The organism is Sporosarcina sp. GW1-11 (assembly GCF_033088395.1).
GTDB lineage: Bacteria > Bacillota > Bacilli > Bacillales_A > Planococcaceae > Sporosarcina.
The window spans coordinates 35,056-49,389 of record NZ_JAPMIW010000022.1 but is presented as its reverse complement, the minus strand read 5'-3'; the positions used below and the strand labels follow the sequence as shown (position 1 = coordinate 49,389).

General features: G+C 44.9%; 16 protein-coding genes and 1 riboswitch. Of the genes, 4 read left to right on the top strand and 12 right to left on the bottom strand.

Annotation, left to right across the window (positions count from 1 at the left end):
* Window positions 1-103: 103 nt before the first annotated feature.
* The 11 genes from ORD22_RS12570 to ORD22_RS12520 form a co-directional block, all read right to left on the bottom strand.
* Window positions 104-364 carry a hypothetical protein gene (locus tag ORD22_RS12570; RefSeq protein ID WP_317646388.1) on the bottom strand — a complete coding sequence of 87 codons (261 nt, stop codon included), beginning with the start codon at window positions 362-364 and terminating at the stop codon, window positions 104-106.
* Between the two features lie 43 nt (window positions 365-407).
* Window positions 408-1,262 carry a MetQ/NlpA family ABC transporter substrate-binding protein gene (locus ORD22_RS12565; RefSeq protein ID WP_317646387.1) on the bottom strand — a complete coding sequence of 285 codons (855 nt, stop codon included), beginning with the start codon at window positions 1,260-1,262 and terminating at the stop codon, window positions 408-410.
* Between the two features lie 63 nt (window positions 1,263-1,325).
* On the bottom strand, window positions 1,326-1,994 hold the full coding sequence (locus tag ORD22_RS12560) for a methionine ABC transporter permease (protein ID WP_317646385.1): 669 nt from the start codon (window positions 1,992-1,994) through the stop codon (window positions 1,326-1,328).
* Window positions 1,987-3,012: a methionine ABC transporter ATP-binding protein gene (locus ORD22_RS12555; protein ID WP_317646383.1), complete on the bottom strand. Its 1,026-nt coding sequence runs from the start codon at window positions 3,010-3,012 to the stop codon at window positions 1,987-1,989. The genes ORD22_RS12560 and ORD22_RS12555 overlap by 8 nt, the downstream gene beginning before the upstream one ends.
* A gap of 106 nt (window positions 3,013-3,118) precedes the next feature.
* Window positions 3,119-3,224, bottom strand: a riboswitch (SAM riboswitch).
* Window positions 3,225-3,275: 51 nt separating this feature from the next.
* Window positions 3,276-3,575, bottom strand: a complete 300-nt coding sequence (locus tag ORD22_RS12550) for a thioredoxin family protein (RefSeq protein ID WP_317646382.1) — start codon at window positions 3,573-3,575, stop codon at window positions 3,276-3,278.
* The gene (locus ORD22_RS12545) at window positions 3,568-3,921 is read right to left on the bottom strand and encodes a toprim domain-containing protein (protein ID WP_317646381.1); all 354 of its coding nucleotides are present in this window, start codon (window positions 3,919-3,921) and stop codon (window positions 3,568-3,570) included. The genes ORD22_RS12550 and ORD22_RS12545 overlap by 8 nt, the downstream gene beginning before the upstream one ends.
* A gap of 60 nt (window positions 3,922-3,981) precedes the next feature.
* Window positions 3,982-4,365: a glycine cleavage system protein GcvH gene (gcvH, locus tag ORD22_RS12540; RefSeq protein WP_317646380.1), complete on the bottom strand. Its 384-nt coding sequence runs from the start codon at window positions 4,363-4,365 to the stop codon at window positions 3,982-3,984.
* 77 nt (window positions 4,366-4,442) lie between these two features.
* Window positions 4,443-4,802, bottom strand: a complete 360-nt coding sequence (locus ORD22_RS12535) for an arsenate reductase family protein (RefSeq protein WP_317646378.1) — start codon at window positions 4,800-4,802, stop codon at window positions 4,443-4,445.
* 318 nt (window positions 4,803-5,120) lie between these two features.
* Entirely contained in the window at window positions 5,121-6,893 is a 1,773-nt protein-coding gene (locus ORD22_RS12530; protein WP_411567654.1) for an acyl-CoA dehydrogenase family protein, read from the bottom strand.
* Window positions 6,894-6,950: 57 nt separating this feature from the next.
* Window positions 6,951-8,126 carry an acetyl-CoA C-acetyltransferase gene (locus tag ORD22_RS12525; RefSeq protein ID WP_317646375.1) on the bottom strand — a complete coding sequence of 392 codons (1,176 nt, stop codon included), beginning with the start codon at window positions 8,124-8,126 and terminating at the stop codon, window positions 6,951-6,953.
* A 27-nt stretch (window positions 8,127-8,153) separates the two neighbouring features.
* Window positions 8,154-10,538, bottom strand: a complete 2,385-nt coding sequence (locus tag ORD22_RS12520; RefSeq protein ID WP_317646374.1) for a 3-hydroxyacyl-CoA dehydrogenase/enoyl-CoA hydratase family protein — start codon at window positions 10,536-10,538, stop codon at window positions 8,154-8,156.
* 213 nt (window positions 10,539-10,751) lie between these two features.
* On the opposite strand from ORD22_RS12520, the gene ORD22_RS12515 reads away from it, so the two are divergent.
* Together ORD22_RS12515 and ORD22_RS12510 are read left to right on the top strand one after the other, a co-directional pair.
* The gene (locus ORD22_RS12515) at window positions 10,752-11,072 is read left to right on the top strand and encodes a thioredoxin family protein (protein ID WP_317646373.1); all 321 of its coding nucleotides are present in this window, start codon (window positions 10,752-10,754) and stop codon (window positions 11,070-11,072) included.
* A 530-nt stretch (window positions 11,073-11,602) separates the two neighbouring features.
* On the top strand, window positions 11,603-12,118 hold the full coding sequence (locus tag ORD22_RS12510) for a C39 family peptidase (protein WP_317646372.1): 516 nt from the start codon (window positions 11,603-11,605) through the stop codon (window positions 12,116-12,118).
* Here the strand turns inward: ORD22_RS12510 and ORD22_RS12505 are convergent.
* Window positions 12,107-12,994 (bottom strand): 5'-3' exonuclease, encoded by an 888-nt coding sequence (locus ORD22_RS12505; RefSeq protein WP_317646369.1) that lies wholly within the window; start codon window positions 12,992-12,994, stop codon window positions 12,107-12,109. The genes ORD22_RS12510 and ORD22_RS12505 overlap by 12 nt on opposite strands.
* Before the next feature lie 120 nt (window positions 12,995-13,114).
* On the opposite strand from ORD22_RS12505, the gene ORD22_RS12500 reads away from it, so the two are divergent.
* Both ORD22_RS12500 and ORD22_RS12495 read left to right on the top strand, forming a co-directional pair.
* The gene (locus ORD22_RS12500; protein ID WP_411567653.1) at window positions 13,115-13,633 is read left to right on the top strand and encodes a hypothetical protein; all 519 of its coding nucleotides are present in this window, start codon (window positions 13,115-13,117) and stop codon (window positions 13,631-13,633) included.
* A gap of 24 nt (window positions 13,634-13,657) precedes the next feature.
* Entirely contained in the window at window positions 13,658-14,296 is a 639-nt protein-coding gene (locus tag ORD22_RS12495) for a hypothetical protein (RefSeq protein WP_317646367.1), read from the top strand.
* Window positions 14,297-14,334 lie beyond the last annotated feature (38 nt).

Genomic DNA, 14,334 nt, shown 5'->3' with positions numbered 1-14,334 from the left:
TTGCGGCATGCCCTTCAAAATAAAGCTCCACCACTTTCTTTTTCAGTTCATATTCATACGTTTTTCTAGTCATGATCTCACTCCTCAGGATGTAGTCTGTCCTTTAGGAGCGCTTTCTTATACTGTCTACTGTAAGGTAATTATGCAATCCTATGAGCGTGAAGGACAGTTCTATGAGCGTGGGGGTGGGTTCTATGAGCGCGGGCGTGGGACCTATGAGCGTGGGGGCGGGTTCTATGAGCGCGGGGACCCATCCTATGAGCGTGGAGGCCAGTTCTATGAGCGCGGGGACCCATCCTATGAGCGTGGAGGCCAGTTTTATGAGCGCGGGGACCCATCCTATGAGCGCCCCCCAAAAAATCACAACAAAAAACCGGTAGCTGAATTAGCTACCGGCATTTATAAACTTATTTTACTGGAACAACTGCTCCAGACCACTCTTTTACAATGAAATCTTGAATTTCATCTGATAGTAATACTTCAACCAATGCTTTAATCGCATCGCTATTTTCATTGCCACTCTTCACTGCAATTACATTTACATATGGGGATTCTTTATCTTCTAATGCAATAGAATCTTCCATTGGATTCAAGCCAGCATCAATTGCAAAGTTAGAGTTGATCAATAGCGCATCACCCTCGTCATTTTTATACAACTGAGGCATTAACGCTGCTTCGTAGTTCGCATCAAACTTCAAGTTCTTTGGATTTTCTACGATATCATCCACTTCTGCTTTCACCTTTTCCACGCCATCAGCAAGCTTAATCAAGCCTTTCGCTTCAAGCATAGCAAGTACACGGCCGTGATCCGCCACAGAGTTACTGATTAAAATTGTTGCGCCTTCAGGAAGTTCTTCCAATGAATCATATTTCTTAGAGTAAACACCGATTGGCTCGATATGGATTGCTCCTGCATTGACAAAATCATAACCGAAATCTGCAATTTGACTCTCTAAGTAAGGTATATGTTGGAAGTAGTTTGCATCTAGTGTACCTGCATCCAAATCTTTGTTTGGTAATACATAGTCCGTGTAGTCTTCAATCTTCAAATCAAAGCCTTTTTCAGCTAATAACGGCTTTGCTTGTTCCAAAATCACTGCGTGTGGTGTGTTAGATGCACCGATTGTCAATGTCGTTTTCTCGTCTTTTCCTGCATCACCATCTGCCGCCCCATTGTCCTTGTTGCTATCGTCTTTCGATCCGCATGCTGCAAGTGCAAGCACAAGAACTGTTGCGAATAAACCGAATAAAAACTTCTTCATGTCACATTTCTCCCTTTCCATAATGGAATATTTTATGGTTAACAGGTTTCCCTGAAAATCCTTTTATCGCTTGTCCAAACGTTTAACTAGTAAATCACCAATAAACTGAATGATAAATACGATGATCAACACTAAGATCGTCGCCATCAACGTAACATCTTCTCGACTGCGCTGGAAACCTTCAAGATACGCGAGCGTCCCAAGTCCCCCCGCACCGATAACTCCAGCCATAGCCGTATAGCCCACCAATGCAATCGACGTCACTGTAATACCAGACACCAATGCCGGCATCGATTCGGGTAGCAATACTTTGAAAATAATTGTGGACGTACGCGCACCCATCGAACGTGCTGCTTCAATGACACCTTTGTCAATTTCTTGTAACGCAATCAGCACCATACGCCCATAAAACGGAGCCGCACCAATGATTAGCGCAGGCAACGCAGCATTGGGTCCACGCATACTGCCGAACATAATATTCGTCAACGGTATCAATAAAATAATCAAAATAATAAATGGAATAGAACGGAAGATATTCACAAACGCACCCGTAAAGACATGAGTTATTTTATTCGCCCATAACTGACCGGGACTTGTTAAAAACAACAATAAACCAAGTGCAATACCAAAGACGAATGTGAAGAACGTTGAATAGGCTGACATATAAAGCGTTTCACCTGTAGCTGTCCACATCTTTTCCCAGTTCACGTTCGGGAACCACTGCTCAATCATTCATCAGCACCTCCGTCTTTACTTCATTGGAATGAAGGAAAGCAACGGCTTCTTCAATAACCGCCACATCCCCTACCAGTTGCAAAACCAGTGTGCCGTATGCGCCGTCGCGCGTAGTCGAGATATTCCCTTGCACGATATTGACATCGATTGGGAATTTACGGATTAATTCTGCAAGCACGGGCTGCTCTGTACGTTCGCCGATGAACGCCAACTTAACCAACTTTCCTTGCGGTGCTTCATCCCGTAAATGCGCTATCGCCGCGTCGGTGTCAGCTGTATCCGTCACCTGTGAAATGAAACGCTTCGTAATGTCAGCTTGTGGAGATTGGAAGACATCGAGTACGTTGCCCATTTCCACGACTTTCCCCGCCTCCATGACTGCCACACGATGGCAAATCTTTCGAATGACATGCATTTCATGCGTAATAAGCACAATCGTTAAGCCAAGACGTTCATTAATATCCGTCAATAAATCGAGAATTGCATTTGTTGTCTCGGGATCAAGTGCAGAAGTCGCTTCATCACAAAGTAATACTTCTGGGTCATTCGCAAGCGCGCGGGCAATGCCGACACGTTGTTTCTGGCCACCTGATAACTGCGCTGGATAGGATTTCTCACGACCAGTTAAGCCGACTAGATCAATTAGTTCCTTCACTTTACGTTTACGTTCGGACTTTTTCACGCCTGCAATTTCTAGCGGGAATGCAATATTTTCTTCCACTGTGCGTGACCATAGTAAATTAAAGTGTTGGAAAATCATACTGATCTTCTGGCGTGCATTACGCAGACCGGATCCCGATAGCGTCGTCATTTCTTGCCCATGAATCATAATGCTACCGGATGTTGGTTGCTCAAGACCGTTTAATAATCGAATGAGCGTGCTTTTTCCTGCACCACTGTACCCGATGATGCCGAAAATTTCTCCTTCTTTGATGGCTACTGTCACATCATCTACTGCGACAATTTCTGAACCGTTCAATTGGAATTTCTTATGAACGTTTGTTAGTTGAATCATTTTCTGCACCGCCTTTTCAAATCCATTTCGTTTTGGTCATAAAAAAGACCCTTCCGCAGTCGAGCAGAAAGGTCAAACGTATCGAAATATATGTACGTTTACATTTCTCTCATCTGTCAAAGCTTGTTGCTTTGAGTGAATTGGCACCATTTCACGTATGTGACGGTTGCCGGGCTTCGTAGGGCACTTCCCTCCACCGCTCGTTATAAGAGTTTCGATATTCAGTTGAATGTACTACTTATACCATACTTCGGAATCTATTGTCAACTGAGCTTCTCTAGTAGATAGGGTACGGATTGGAAAGCGTAAATTTTTTCCATTGGTTTCCCTTTGCGGTGAATGAGCAAACATGGGACACTTTCTATTTCATGATCAATTGCTACTTCTTGGACGTAATTCAAGTCTGCTTTTCCAACGGGTAAGTCAGGACGCATAGCCTCGATGACTGTTAGCATTTTTGTTGCGACGTTGCATGTACCGCACATTGGAGTATATAGATAAAAAGCGGCAAGTGGTTCTGCCGCTTGTTCGCGTTTCCACATTTCATTTGTCCAGTTATTCATTAATTCCACCTGCCAGATACTTAGGATGTACTTTGAAATTGGCGGCAATTAGCACACCTGCCAAAACTTTATTCGGTGTTTTTTCGACTTGACGGTATAAGCGATCCGTATATAAGTGCTTTGCTTCAGGATAGAGCTGCTTAAACAGCTTGCGAATGGAATCGCCCGAAGCATCGGCATCCATAAAAACGAAAAGGTCTTGGTTCTCATATGGTTCTAGTAACTCTTCGATATGGTAAGGGCTGATTGTGCCATTTGTACAGATGATTTCTACCGGCTCCGCAAGAATGGGTAATAGTCGTTTGCGGTCGGAACCACCTTCCACAATGAGTACTTTCGGATCCATCCAGTGTCCTCCTAGAGTGTAAAAAAAGCGCTGGAACATCCCAGCGCTCTTCCTGTTTTCTTATTCGCCAGCTGTCATTTCTTCGTATTGCTCCGCAGTCATCAATTCATCCAATTCAGCTTTGTTTTCGATTTCCACGACGATCATCCAAGCTTTTTCGTATGGAGATTCGTTTACTAATTCTGGGCTATCTTCTAGCTCTTCGTTCACTTCAACAACTTTACCAGTTAATGGAGCGTACAATTCAGAAACAGTTTTCACTGATTCAACGCTACCGAAAGGCTCATCTGATTTCAATTGGTCGCCCACTTGTGGCAGTTCAACGAATACGATATCCCCTAGCTCAGACTGTGCGAAATGTGTGATCCCGATACGATACTTACCGTCTTCTTCTTTTACCCATTCGTGTTCTTCTGAATAACGCAATTCTTTTGGTGTGCTCATGTCGTTACCTCCAAAAATATAATAGTTTATCTTAATTCAGTTTGCCATAGTTCTAATTGAAAGACAAGAATCTATGTTCACGCCTGCCAAGTTTGTGCGAATGTTTCTTCATTAAAGCCAACTGTGACACGTTGTCCGTCTGATACGATTGGACGTTTGATAAGCATTCCGTCAGATGCGAGCAATGTGATCTTTTCGTCATCAGTCATTTCAGGTAGTTTGTCCTTTAGCTGAAGTTCGCGATATTTCATGCCGCTCGTGTTGAAGAATTTTTTCAGTTCGAGTCCGGAGTTTTTAATCATCATACGCAACTCTTCTTCGCTCGGCGGTTGTTCGGCGATGTTTACTTCTTCGAATGAAAGCTCCTCGTTCTCTAGCCACTTCTTTGCTTTGCGGCATGTACTACATTTCGGGTAGCCGTAGTATGTAATGATCATAATCGTCATTCCCCCTTTTTTTCAGTATAGCAAACAACTTGATGTGGAAGCTAATTCTATGAGCGCGGGACCGGGGGCTATGAGCGGCACAACCTAGTCTATGAGCGCGGGACCGGGGGCTATGAGCGGCACAGCCTAGTCTATGAGCGCGGGACCGGGGGCTATGAGCGGCACATCTATGTCTATGAGCGCGGGACTGGGGGCTATGAGCGGCACGTCCTAGGCTATGAGCGCGGGACATCATTCGCCCTAGAAATGTACGTATTCAATCACAAAAACACCCCAAACAAACTGGGGCGTTTCTGCAATCGTTATTTATCAAACAATATACTTTTCAGCTTCAATTAGCTTAACGGATGCTTCGCGCTTCTTCGCAATTACGTTGTATGGATTATTACGAGTTAGCTTACGCAATGCGGAGATCATCATGCGCTGGTTGTCACCGTCTACTGCTGCAAGCAATGTCTCTTTTGCTGCGGATTCGATGCGTCCGAACGCTTCCTGACAGAAGATTTGTGTATAAAGAAGCTTCTGATTCTCTTTTTCTTCGCCATTCTTGTTAATCGCCTTTTCCGTACGAAGCACTGCAGACTCCATACCAAAGATGTCGCTTGCGATGTCTGCAATGTTAACGAGGATTTCCTGCTCCTGATCTAGTTTCGTGCCGTAGCGCTGTGCTGCAAGTCCAGCAGCCAAGATACCGATTTTCTTCGCATTTTTCACAAGCACTTTCTCCTGCGCCAATGCTTCATCGCCCACTTCTTCCGGCATCATCATCAACAGTTCTTCCTGCAACCCTTGCGCTTGTTGAAGCAATGGCAATTCGCCTTTCATTGCTTTCTTGAGGAATGTACCAGGAACGATCATACGGTTGATTTCATTCGTACCTTCGAAAATACGGTTGATACGCGAATCGCGGTAGATACGCTCTACCTCGTACTCTGCCATGAAGCCGTAACCACCATGGATTTGAACTGCTTCATCAGAAATATAATCCAATACTTCAGAACCTACTACTTTATTAATAGAACATTCAATTGCATATTCAGCAATCGACGCTGCCACTTTTGCACCGTCTTTTTGCTCCTCAGGGCTCATTGCGGCGTTACGCTCTTCAAAGTAACCAACTGTACGGTAGATCAAACTTTCAGTTGCATACAACATAGAAGCCATTGTACCGAACTTTTCTTTTGTCAGGTTGAATGACGAAATAGGTGTGTCGAACTGCTTCCGTTGATTGGCATACTTGATAGCCAGTTCAAGCGCACGCTTAGATCCGCCGACTGTACCTACTCCAAGCTTATAACGACCGATGTTTAAAATGTTGAAGGCAATAATATGTCCACGGCCAATTTCACCTAATACGTTTTCAACAGGTACTTCTGCATCTTCCAAGATTAATGTCCGCGTAGAAGATGATTTGATACCCATTTTCTTCTCCTCTGGTCCTACAGAAACGCCTGGATACTCTCTCTCTACGATAAATGCAGTAAATTTGTCGCCATCGACTTTTGCATAGACTACGAAAACGTCAGCAAATGCCGAGTTGGTGATCCACTGCTTTTCGCCGTTTAGTACATAGTGCGTACCTTCCGCGTTTAGTTTCGCAGTCGTTTTCGCGCCTAATGCATCTGATCCTGAGCTTGGCTCTGTCAAAGCGTAAGCGGAAATCTTATTACCACTTGCAGAGTTTGGTAAGTATTTTTTCTTCTGGTCGTCAGTGCCAAATAACACGATTGGCAATGTACCGATTCCTACGTGGGCACCGTGAGTAATTGAGAATCCACCGGCGACGGATAGTTTTTCAGCAATTAATGCAGAAGATACTTTATCCAGTCCAAGCCCTTCATACTCTTCAGGAATATCTGCTGCAAGTAGACCGAGATCTCCTGCTTTTTTCAATAATTTCACAGAATGCTCGAACTCATGATTTTCTAGCTTATCCACTAACGGCAAAACATCATTTTTGACGTATTCCTCGGTTGTTTTGGCAATCATTTTCTGTTCATCTGTGAAATCCTCTGGTGTGAATACGCGTGATGCGTCCATTTCCTCAGTTAAAAATGCTCCACCTTTTACGAATTCTGTCATAGTGTTTCCCTCCATTGCTTTTGTCGTATAACTTCACCTTGTTCGAAACGTATTTATTTACAAGACTTCAAATACTCCTGCTGCTCCCATTCCGCCACCGATACACATCGTCACGACACCGAACTTTTTACCTTGGCGTTTCAATTCGTGAATTAACTTCAATGTTAATACCGTTCCAGTTGCCCCTAGTGGGTGACCCATTGCGATTGCTCCCCCGTTGACGTTCACTTTTCTCATATCCAGACCAAGTTCACGAATAACTGCGAGTGATTGCGACGCGAATGCTTCATTGAGCTCCCATAGATCAATGTCCTCGATCGACAATCCCGCTAGTTTCAATGCTTTAGGCACTGCTTCAACTGGTCCAATTCCCATAATTTCCGGTGGGACACCGCCTACTGCGAATGAACGGAATTTCGCCAATGGTTTCAATCCGTGCTGTTTAGCAACTTCTGAATCCATTACTAAGACCATCCCTGCTCCGTCAGATGTTTGTGAAGCGTTACCCGCTGTGACGGAACCTTTCGCTGCGAATGCTGGACGTAATTTTCCAAGCACTTCCATCGTCGTGCCAGGACGAACACCTTCATCCATTGCGAATAACACATTCTTTTCCTGATACTTTCCTCGTTCATCAACAAAACGTTTAGTCACTTCAACCGGTACGATTTCGTCGACAAACTTACCTTCTTTAATGGCTGCTTCTGCACGTTTATGTGATTCCACCGCGAATGCATCTTGATCTTCACGGGAAATACCATATTTTTGCGCCACTTGCTCCGCTGTATGCCCCATTCCCATATAGTATTCAGGTGCTTCTTCCGCTAGTTTGAAGTTTGGCCGAATCGTATTACCCATCATCGGGACCATACTCATCGACTCGACGCCGCCAGCTAAAATCGCTTCTGAATGTCCGAGCATAATGCGTTCTGCCGCATATGCAATCGACTGCAAGCCTGATGAACAAAAACGGTTAATCGTCACTGCGGGTGTCGTATCAGGTAATCCCGCAAGTGCTCCGATATTACGCGCCACGTTCATGCCTTGTTCTGCTTCAGGCATCGCACAGCCAATGATTACATCATCAATCGGACCATCATAATTCCCTGCACGCTTCAATGTTTCCTTTATCGTCAACGCCCCGAGATCATCTGGACGGACAGTTGCCAAAGAACCTTTTCTTGCTTTTCCAATCGGTGTTCGAGCACCGGCTACAATTACTGCTTCGCGCATGCTGTTTCCTCCTTTATCTATCCATCATCAGTTACGTAACGGTTTGCCCTTCACAAGCATATGCTGCATACGCTGGAGTGATTTCGGCTCTGCCACTAGGCTCAAAAATGCTTCGCGTTCTAGATCCAGTAAGTACTGCTCGTCGACACGTGTACCATACGGAACCTTACCTCCAGCAATCACGTACGCTAGCTTCTTCGCGATTTTCAGATCATGATCGCTAATGAAGCCGGAAATATGCATACCTTCCGCAGCCAACAATAATGTCGCATAACCTGAATCGCCTGTCACTGGAACTTTCGCTCTCTTTGGTGCCACGTAGCCAGCCTCATATAAAGCAAGAGCCGCTCGTTTTGCATCGTAAATCTGATGATCGGAATTAACACTCACGCCGTCCGCAAAGTCTAAGAAATTATTTTCTTTCGCTTCATCAGCCGATGTCGAGACTTTCGCCATCGCAATTGATTCGAATACTTTATTCGCAATATGTTGGTAGTCCGTTGGCACACCGTTCGGCAAACCTTTTAGATGCTTCTGATATAAATTGACGTTACCGCCCCCACCAGGAATTAATCCAACCCCTACTTCAACTAAGCCCATATACGTTTCCATCGATGCTTGAATATGTGCAGCTGGCAAACAAACTTCTGCTCCGCCGCCAAGTGTCATTTGGAATGGTGCCGCAACGACTGGTTTGCTGCTATATTTAATCTTCATCATCGCATTTTGGAATGAACGAATAACGAAATCGAGTTCAAAAATATTATCGTCTTGCGCTTCCATCAAGATTAACCCAAGGTTCGCACCGACACAGAAGTTTTTCCCCTGATTCCCGATCACAAGTCCTTTAAAGTTTTTCTCCACTTCATCGACTGCAAAGTTAATCATTTGGATGATATCGAGTCCGATTGCATTTGATTGTGAGTGGAATTCAAGTAATGCTACGCCATCACCTAAATCCACTAAACTAGCACCAGAATTTTTCTTGATGACGCCATGCTTCTTTTTATAGAGCTTTAAGTTGATCGCTTTTTCATTGACTTCAACTAGCTTGTAGTCTGACCCATCAAAATAGTATATGTCCCCTTCTTCCTCTTTATAGAAGGTTTCAAAGCCTTTATCGAGCAAAGACTGAACGAGTGCTGGAATGTTTTTGCCTTCTTCTTTCAGTAACTCGACTGATTTTCGTACACCAATCGCATCCCAAATTTCAAACGGTCCTTGCGTCCAGCCGAAGCCCCACTTCATCGCATGATCGATTGCTACGATATCATCTGCAATCTCGCCATGAAGTTGTGCTGCATAAAGCATCGTTGGTGTGAGTGTGCTCCAAAGAATTTCACCTGCACGATCTTTTGCATATAGCAATGTCTTCACTTTATTCGCAAGACCTTTTTGCTGTTTTGCCATATCGATTGAAGGCGCTTTCATTTTTTCTGTAGGAATGTATTCTAATGTACTCATATCTAATTGAAGAATATCTCTACCTTGTTTTAAGTAGAATCCTTGCTTCGCTTTCGCACCGATCCAACCGTTATCGATCATTTTCAGTACGACTTCAGGCAATTCAAAGGTCTTCTGTTCATCACCAGTCGTCTGATCATAGACGTTTTTCGCAACGTGCATATACGTATCAAGGCCTACCACATCTAATGTACGGAACGTTGCGGATGTCGGACGGCCGATCAATGTACCGGTAACTGAATCTATTTCACCAATCGTATAGCCCCGTGCGAGCATCTCATGCAACGTCACTTGCAAACCATATGTTCCAATACGGTTCGCGATAAAGTTCGGTGTATCTTTGGCAATAACGACTCCCTTGCCTAAACGATCTTCACCGAATATTGTCATGAATTTTACAACTTCCGGCGCAGTTGTTTTTGTAGGAATAATCTCAAGTAATTTCAAGTATCTTGGAGGGTTGAAGAAGTGTGTTCCTAGGAAGTGCTTTTGGAAATCTTCCGAACGACCTTCTGTCATCGCCTCTATACTAATGCCAGATGTGTTAGATGAAATGATTGTTCCTGGCTTTCGTACGCTTTCTATTTTTTCATATAAACTCTTTTTAATGTCTAAGTTTTCAACGACGACTTCAATGATCCAATCTACGTCTTTCAATTGTGCCAAATGGTCCTCGAAGTTTCCCGGTGTAATTAATGAAAGATTTTTTTTCGTTGTTAAAGGTGCTGGTTTTTGTTTCAGCAATTTTTCCACTGCAGTAGTTGCAAACTTATTGCGGAATCTCGGGTCCTCAGTCGTCAGTCCCTTCGCCTCGTCATCCGCACTTACTTTCGGTGGTACGATGTCTAGTAAAAGTACAGGTATGCCAATATTAGCTAAATGCGCCGCAATACCAGAACCCATTACGCCCGATCCTAAAACTGCCGCTTTTCTAATTTGATAAGTCACGTGCAATCCTCCCTTTATCTTTGAATGAACACTCATTCATTTATAACGTAAAAAAAATACGCCTCGCTTATAGATACTACTATAAATCATTTTAAACTATTTCGCAATATCGAATTGATGTTAAATCAGACTTTTTAAATTACTTGCAAAAGCAATTAAATACACAACTTCTTAGAAACATTGTACACTATTTAGTGAATGGAGGCGTTCTTAATGAAAGAAATCAAATCTGTAGAAGAGTTTAACGAAATCATCGCAAGCGACCAACCGGTATTAGTGAAGTTTGAAGCAGACTGGTGCCCAGACTGCAAGCGAATGGATATGTTTATCGATCCAATCGTGGAAGCATACGATACTTACACATGGTATGAAGCGGATCGTGACGTTATTCCTGAAATCGCTGAAAAATACGAAGTCATGGGCATTCCAAGTTTGCTAGTGTTCAAAGACGGCGAAAAGCACGCTCACCTACACAGCGCAAACGCAAAATCCCCCGCACAGGTGACAGAGTTTCTTGATGGAGTGAAGATTTAACAAGTGAATAAGTGATTGGGTAAGTGGATAATACCCCGTTACGCTGCGTTCCAGGCGGACGCGTTCGGGAGGGCCCGCGGTGAGCCAACCTTCGCTACGCTCTTTGGTTGTCTCATCTGTCGGGCTGATCCTCCCCGAGTCGCCGCCTTGCACTTCGCTTCACTAGTGCATCTTCCTGATGATGGCGGGGGAATGTTCAGCTAGCTTGTTTGTGCTTTCCTTTGAACTTAAACAAGTTAAATGAGCGTTACTAAGTTACTTGAAAACTACAATGAAGTTAATAACTATTTATAGTGTGCATATAATAGGATTGGAGCGGAAGAAAGGGCGACTCCTGGGGGATTAGCGCGCGTCTTGAGACCCCACAGGAAGCGAACGAGGAGGCTCAAGGCCGTGCCCCCGGAAAGCGTCCCCTTCTGGAGATCCAATCTCAAAACACTCACAAACTATCTACTCTACAATTCTTTCTATTAAAACTAACAGCGCTGACTTTTGTCAGCGCTGTTTCTCACTACAGGAGGCGTTTATTCATGGCGAAGTTCATTGACGTGCAAGGAAAGTCACAATATGACAGGGACATTGAGCCCGCATACCGCCCTTCTGCCTGCGGACCCGTCACCGCATTCGTACTGCTGCGACACCTTTTCCCCCACACACCAACCCCGAACATCAACGAACTGTACCAAAAACTAGGCGGAACGAAAATCGGCTTGCCGACATGGCGCTTTATCCGTAGACTCGGCCTACTGCTCGGTGCAGACTGGCAAGTGGAAAAATGCGACGTACAGCAAGCCTTGCAGCAAATCGATGAAAATCGTCCCGTAGCGTTAAAGTTCGACAAATGGTTCAACTTCAAATGGCGCGGTCAGTTTTCATTCGACTACCACTGGGTGGTGATGGTCGGCTATGACTATGTAAACGGCGCGCTTCATGTGCTCGTCCATGACAACGGTGGAAGAAACTGCGAAAGCACCGTTCGATCGATACCTTATGAACCGAATAAAGCCATTCTGACCTTCGTCAAAATTGAACCGTCAAAACGGTGAAGTCGCAAGTCCTTGCTTAGCAATCAAGGAATAGCCTTGCTGTTCCATTAACTGTGCGCGTTCTTCTGTAAATGCTGGAATGAGCAATTGATCCAGTGGGTCATCCAGCGTAATTTGACAATGAATCGTTGCGAGTTCTCTTGAAATCATTAATATCTCTTCATCCGTAGCAAGCTTCTTTTGGATACCCGCCGTCAATTCTTCCCGCGCCGCCAGCACACCATCTACTGAACCATATTGCTGAATGAGCTTCAATGCGGTCTTCGGACCAATCCCCTTAACGCCTGGATAGCCATCACTCGAATCCCCAGTAAATGCCTTCAAATCAATAAACTGCGCTGGCGTAATACCATACTCTTCTATAAAACGCGCTTCATCGTATTCATCGTACTGCGTGAAACCTTTCTTCGTAAGCGCAATCGACACATCCGGCTTCAGTAACTGTAATAAATCTTTATCCCCCGAAACGACCGTCAATTTTGCTTCGTCTTTCCACGTTTCTACTAGCGAACCGATCAAATCATCCGCTTCCATGTTTGGAATTCCGTAACTCTTCCAGCCCAAAGCTTCCGACACTTCTCTCGCCATATCGAACTGTGGAACCAACTCGGGTGCCGGCGCCGGTCGATGAGCTTTATAGTCCGCGAATAATTCATTGCGGAATGTTTTCGAACCCATATCCCAACAAACCGCCAAATGTGTCGGCTGGAAAATCGAAATCGCACTCATCGTATGCCGTGCAAACCCTTGTACACCATTCGTCGGTACATCAAATGCATTGCGGAAAAACTGGCCGCTATGTGCCGTCGCAAAAAATGAACGGAACAACAACGCCATCCCATCCACTACTAAAATATGTGGTTTATTTTCATTCATAAGTGTCCACTTCCTTTCCTCTAGTCTATCACAGAGCATCGACAAATGAAGATGAAGAAAAAGTCAAATGTCGAATGCGCTGCATATGATAACAGGAGATGGTAAAGAAGGAGTGATAAGTTGAATCAACAAGGTGGATATTTTAACTATCCTCAATATGGCCAACAACAATGGCAAGGTGGCTTTCCAGGAGGATCTGGATGGAACAATCCTTCTCCAATGCAACCATTTTCTCCTTGGCAACCTAGTTTTCCAGGACGCTCTGGATTTCCAGGGTCGCAATGGTTTCCTGGCATGCCCGGTTTACCTAGTTTCCCAGGACAGCCAGGATTTCCCGGACAGCCCAATTTCCCAAACCAGCCAGGGCAAGGTGGGCAGTCATCCGCACCAACGACACCCCCACCAAACCAAATACCTAGCTATCCCGAATTCCAAACATTCGCAGTTGATCCTGGCGCAATCTCTGGTTGTCTATACCGCTATACCTATGTATGGACGTCTAGATTTAATGGCTTCTGGTTCTACCCAACATTTGTTGGCAGAACGTCTGTAGCAGGATTTCAATGGAATCCACGCAGATATCGTTGGGAGTATTTAGGAATTGATTTGCAACGAATTGATTCATTCCGATGTAGTTGAGGAACTTAAAAAGGGAGTGATTTTTTGAGCCAGCAAAATGAAGAAATGTGGTATCCGCAATTACCTGAAGGGTATCAAGGACAGCCATATGAAGGGTATCATCATCAGAATCGTCCGCAACAACCTAACCCCCAGCAAGGGTGGCCGGGTGGCGGATATCCGGGAGCTACACCTAGTCAGCAGCCGTCCCCGTGGCAAACAGGTTGGCCAGGACAGCAGCACGGCTATCCAAATCAGCCTGGGTTTCCTAGTCAGCCGGGTTACCCAAGTCAACCTGGGTTTCCCGGACAGCAAGGGTGGCCAGGAGGCTATCCAGGGCAACAGAGATACCCAAATTACCCCGGCTATCCAGGACATCACGGGCAACCAGGGCACCCTGGACAATCTGGCGGTCATAACCAACAACAAACGCCAACTATGCCACCACCGAACCAAACGCCTAGCTATCCAGACGCCAATTTACGCGCGGTCGATCCGGGCGGCATAGCGGGATGTCTGTATCGCTATACGTATATTTGGACTTCTCGCCATAAAGGGTTTTGGTATTACCCGACATTTGTAGGCAGAACTTCGATTGCCGGCTATCGCTGGGATTCGCGTCATTATCGATGGGAGTATTATGGGTTGGATTTGAAGCATGTGGAATCATTTAGATGTACGTAAAAAAACCTGGCGCGCATTTGCCAGGTTTTTCTGTATCT

What these genes read in the sequence shown, in the direction of transcription:
- ORD22_RS12565 (WP_317646387.1), bottom strand. Translation starts at nt 1,262, where the DNA reads ATGAAGAAGTTTTTATTCGGTTTATTCGCAACAGTTCTTGTGCTTGCA.
- ORD22_RS12560 (WP_317646385.1), bottom strand. Translation starts at nt 1,994, where the DNA reads ATGATTGAGCAGTGGTTCCCGAACGTGAACTGGGAAAAGATGTGGACA.
- ORD22_RS12555 (WP_317646383.1), bottom strand. Translation starts at nt 3,012, where the DNA reads ATGATTCAACTAACAAACGTTCATAAGAAATTCCAATTGAACGGTTCA.
- ORD22_RS12550 (WP_317646382.1), bottom strand. Translation starts at nt 3,575, where the DNA reads ATGAATAACTGGACAAATGAAATGTGGAAACGCGAACAAGCGGCAGAA.
- ORD22_RS12545 (WP_317646381.1), bottom strand. Translation starts at nt 3,921, where the DNA reads ATGGATCCGAAAGTACTCATTGTGGAAGGTGGTTCCGACCGCAAACGA.
- gcvH (WP_317646380.1), bottom strand. Translation starts at nt 4,365, where the DNA reads ATGAGCACACCAAAAGAATTGCGTTATTCAGAAGAACACGAATGGGTA.
- ORD22_RS12535 (WP_317646378.1), bottom strand. Translation starts at nt 4,802, where the DNA reads ATGATCATTACATACTACGGCTACCCGAAATGTAGTACATGCCGCAAA.
- ORD22_RS12530 (WP_411567654.1), bottom strand. Translation starts at nt 6,893, where the DNA reads ATGACAGAATTCGTAAAAGGTGGAGCATTTTTAACTGAGGAAATGGAC.
- ORD22_RS12525 (WP_317646375.1), bottom strand. Translation starts at nt 8,126, where the DNA reads ATGCGCGAAGCAGTAATTGTAGCCGGTGCTCGAACACCGATTGGAAAA.
- ORD22_RS12515 (WP_317646373.1), top strand. Translation starts at nt 10,752, where the DNA reads ATGAAAGAAATCAAATCTGTAGAAGAGTTTAACGAAATCATCGCAAGC.
- ORD22_RS12510 (WP_317646372.1), top strand. Translation starts at nt 11,603, where the DNA reads ATGGCGAAGTTCATTGACGTGCAAGGAAAGTCACAATATGACAGGGAC.
- ORD22_RS12505 (WP_317646369.1), bottom strand. Translation starts at nt 12,994, where the DNA reads ATGAATGAAAATAAACCACATATTTTAGTAGTGGATGGGATGGCGTTG.